The organism is bacterium, from assembly GCA_035371905.1.
In the GTDB taxonomy this organism is placed as follows: Bacteria; Ratteibacteria; UBA8468; order B48-G9; family JAFGKM01; genus JAMWDI01.
In genome coordinates this window covers 1-3,972 of record DAORXQ010000131.1, presented here as the reverse complement: position 1 = coordinate 3,972, position 3,972 = coordinate 1, and the positions used below count along the sequence as shown (strand labels likewise).

Below are 3,972 nucleotides of genomic sequence, written 5' to 3'. Positions count from 1 at the left end.
TTATTTTAGGAGTTATTTTTTCTATATTTGTTGGAGTTGGTGAAATTATTTGGGTTGCATGGACAAGTGGTTCTCCTATGACAAATGACCATTCTGCAGGTGCCTCTATTTTCTTTTTATTTATTCTCTGTTTATTCGTAAATCCAGTTCTAAAGAAAATCAGAAAAAATTCAGCACTTTCTTCATCAGAACTTACTCTTATCTTTATAATGATGCTTGTTGCCTGTGCAATTCCATCCTGGGGACTTGTGATGAATTTGATATATTTAATTGCAGGTGTTCATTATTTTGCAACTCCGGAGAATAATTGGTTTGAAATAATTATTCCAAAAATTCCAAAATACCTGACACCAAATGATCAACAAGCAATTAAGTTTTTTTATGAAGGATTACCTGCGGGTGTTTCTATTCCATGGAATGCATGGGTTCAACCTCTTATTGCATGGACATTATTCATTTTGGTACTCTCTTTTATGATGATTTCAATTTCAGTTATTTTCAGAAAACAGTGGGAAGAAAATGAAGCGCTTTTATATCCATTAATGATACTTCCTTCTGAGATGATAAAAGAAGGTAAAGGTATAATTTCTCCATTTTTTAAAGATAGATTGATGTGGCTTGGTTTTTCAATATCATTCATACTTAATTCTCTCATTGTTTTACGTTTTTATTTCCCATTGGTTCCTAAAATTGTACTTGGTAAATGGATTGGTTTTGGACCTGGAGGAGCACTTGGCTGGTTGAGTATAGGACTTCGTTTTGAAATACTCGGGATTGCTTTTCTCTTAAGTTCTGATATATCTTTAAGTATCTGGTTATTTACTTTATTTTATTTTGTGGAGGAAGTGATTTTTAATAGAATTGGATTGAATATAGGTTCTCCTGATGCTTATTCTCTTGCTGTACCTATTGCCTATCAAATGGAAGGAGCTTTTTTGGTATTTATTTTATTTAGTTTATGGATAAGTCGTTCTCATTTAAAAAAAGTATTTAACAGAATTTTTAAAAATGATACTTCAATAGATGATTCAGGAGAAGCACTTACATATAAACAGGCATTTATCGGACTTATTCTTGGATTTTTGTTTACAGTTTTATGGGCAAAAATGACAGGTTTTAACCTTTTATCCTCTGTTTACTTTTCAGTAGTTTTAATTCTTACATTTATTGGAATAACTAAAATTGTTGTTCAGACAGGGACAGCATATTGCAGACCTCCAATCAATCCAGGTGTTTTCACACTTCATTCTTTTGGAAGTAGCAGGTTAGGTTCTGGTAGTGCTGTAAGTTGTGCATTTACATTTCCTTATGCAGGTGATATCAGGACCTCTGTAATGACAACATCTTCAAATGGATTGAAAATTGCTAAAAATTTTAATTTGAGAGGAAGATTTTTATTCTGGGCTATTTTTACAGGAGTTCTGGTAAGTTTTATTTCATCTGTAATAACTGTTATAGTAATAAGTTATAAAATAGGAGGGATAAACTGCTGGGGATGGCAACCAGTTGGAATGCCACCATATACCTTTAACTGGGCAAAGGAAATGATTTTACACTATCAGAATGTTGATATAAGAAGAATAGGATTTTTACTTTTAGGTGGATTTTTAATGTTTTTATTATATTTTTTAAGAATAAGGTTTGTTAATTTTCCGGTACATCCAATTGGTATGGCATTTACATATAATGTTCCAACTCAATGGGTATGGTTTTCATTCTTTCTTGGATGGCTTTTTAAAAGTATGATTTTGAAATATGGAGGAGTTTCTGTTTACAGAAAACTTCTTCCATTCTTTTTTGGTCTGATTATAGGTGCTTTCTTTTCAGCAGGATTGTGGAATATCATAAACTTTTTCACACATCAACAGGGAATACATCTAACCGTTACTTAAAAAGGAGAATAAAATGAAAAGAGTGACAATTGGAGCACCATGGCATGTTTTGTATTACTATGACAGGAAGTATCATAATTATTTGAGAAAGATAAAGGCAACAGGAATTGAGACATATGTAAAATGGTCAGATATAGAGAAAGAACCCGGACAGATTGATTTTTCAAACTTTGATAGACAACTTGAGATTATGAAAAAATATGGAGTTAAATGGCAACCATTTCTTATTTGTGGACCATGGTATTCCCTTCCTTACTGGTTTCATAAATCAAGTGACTGTTATTATTTTAAATGTCTTGAACACAGTATTGAAAGTGGAATTCAATCAATCTGGAATCCCTATTTTAAGAAATATGTTGTGAGATTTTTGAATTTATTTTATCAAAACTATAAATCAAAGATGGATTTAATAGATTCTCTTCTTCTGGGGATAAGTGGTGACTATGGAGAAGCAATTTATCCTGTTGTTGGAAACTGGGATGGTATGTATCATACCCATAAAGGATTCTGGTGTGGAGACGATTTTGCTATAATTGATTTCAGGGATTATCTTAAAGAAAAATTTGAAAAAATAGAAAATCTGAATAAAAGATGGAATACTTCATATAGAAGTTTTGATGAAATAAAACCATTTTTAAAGGAAAATTCACCTTCAAGGCCCGCAATGATAGATATGGTTTACTGGTATCGTACTTCAATGATAAAATGGGTTGAATTCTGGGTGAAAGAGGCAAGAAAATTGTGGAAGGAAAAAGATATTTATCTTGTTATGGGTGGAGATAGTTCTGCAAAAGAAGGACAGCATTATTTCAAAGCAGCGGAAATCTGTTCAAAATATAATGTTGGAATAAGAGATACAAACGCAAGAGATAATTTCCCATATCTTCATACATATCAGGCAAAAACATCAGTTGCAACAAATTTTTATGGAAACTATTGCAGTTATGAATCTTCTTCTGGCTCAAATGAAAAATTAATAGTTGCAAGAATTTTTACTTTTATTATTACAAATGCAAGAGAGTTTCATGAGTATTCTTTTCATTCAAATGAAAAAGTTATTAATAATTTTAAAAAATACAGAAAACTTATGGAAATAAATTTTAAAAGAAAAGTTGATATTGCAGTATTTTATCCAGAACCTTATGTAAACTGGATACATGAATATGCAATTTCATGGGAAATAAAAAATCTTCCATGGGGTCTTCCACCTGAATTACACAATTCCTTTTATAATTTAAGATACTATTTTGATTTTGATATTGTTGATGATTCTTTAATCAGAAATGGAATTCTTGAAAAATATAGGGTACTGATAATCCCTTCTTTTTCAATTATTGAAGATGACATAAAGGAATTAATAGAAAACAGGATAAAAAATAAAGAAAAAATAATAGTTTTTGGAAAAGAAACGCCAGAGGATGTTTATGGAAATAAAATAAATTTTGGAGAAGAAAACCATATTGTATCGTTGAGAAAACTTTTGAAGATTTTGAAGAATATGGGAATTAATGTAAAAGAAAGAAAAGATGGAATTTTTGAAGTTTTTGATGAAGACGGTAGGATAATCTGTTATGATGAAATAAAAAATAAAATTTTCTGGAAAAGGAGATAAAATAAATGAAAGAAAGTAGAAAAGTTGTTGATTTTCTTAACTCTCTTGGTGCAAATAGTGCTGTTTCAAGGAGAGATGAAATTTTATCAAAAACAATTGAATGTGTTAAATATCTTGGAATAAGATGGATTCGTTCAGGCTATGAAAGTAATGTCCCTGTTGAAGACCTACTTGAATTACACAGACAAACTGGTGTGGTTTTCAGTTATGGATTACTCAGTGGAGGAAATGATATAAACAGATTACTTGAAGGAGGGAGGGCTCTGGCAAGGAATAGGGCTTTACTTGCTTTTGAAGGACCGAATGAGCCGAATAACTGGGCAGTAAAATACAGAGGGAAAATTGGTGGAAGAGATTATTCATGGATACCTGTTGCGGAATTACAGAGAGATTTATATATGTCTGTAAAAAATGACCCTGAGTTAAAGAGATATCCTGTATGGAATTTAAGCGAAGGAGGAGCAGAGG

At 31.3% G+C, this 3,972-nt stretch carries 3 protein-coding genes; all 3 read left to right on the top strand.

Annotated features, from left to right (window positions below; all coding sequences use genetic code 11):
- A partial coding sequence (locus PKV21_09480) for a hypothetical protein (GenBank protein HOM27716.1) occupies positions 1-1,892 on the top strand: 1,892 nt, incomplete at its 5' end.
- A gap of 13 nt (positions 1,893-1,905) precedes the next feature.
- Positions 1,906-3,504: a family 14 glycosylhydrolase gene (locus PKV21_09475; protein ID HOM27715.1), complete on the top strand. Its 1,599-nt coding sequence runs from the start codon at positions 1,906-1,908 to the stop codon at positions 3,502-3,504.
- A gap of 5 nt (positions 3,505-3,509) precedes the next feature.
- A partial coding sequence (locus PKV21_09470) for a glycosyl hydrolase (GenBank protein HOM27714.1) occupies positions 3,510-3,972 on the top strand: 463 nt, incomplete at its 3' end.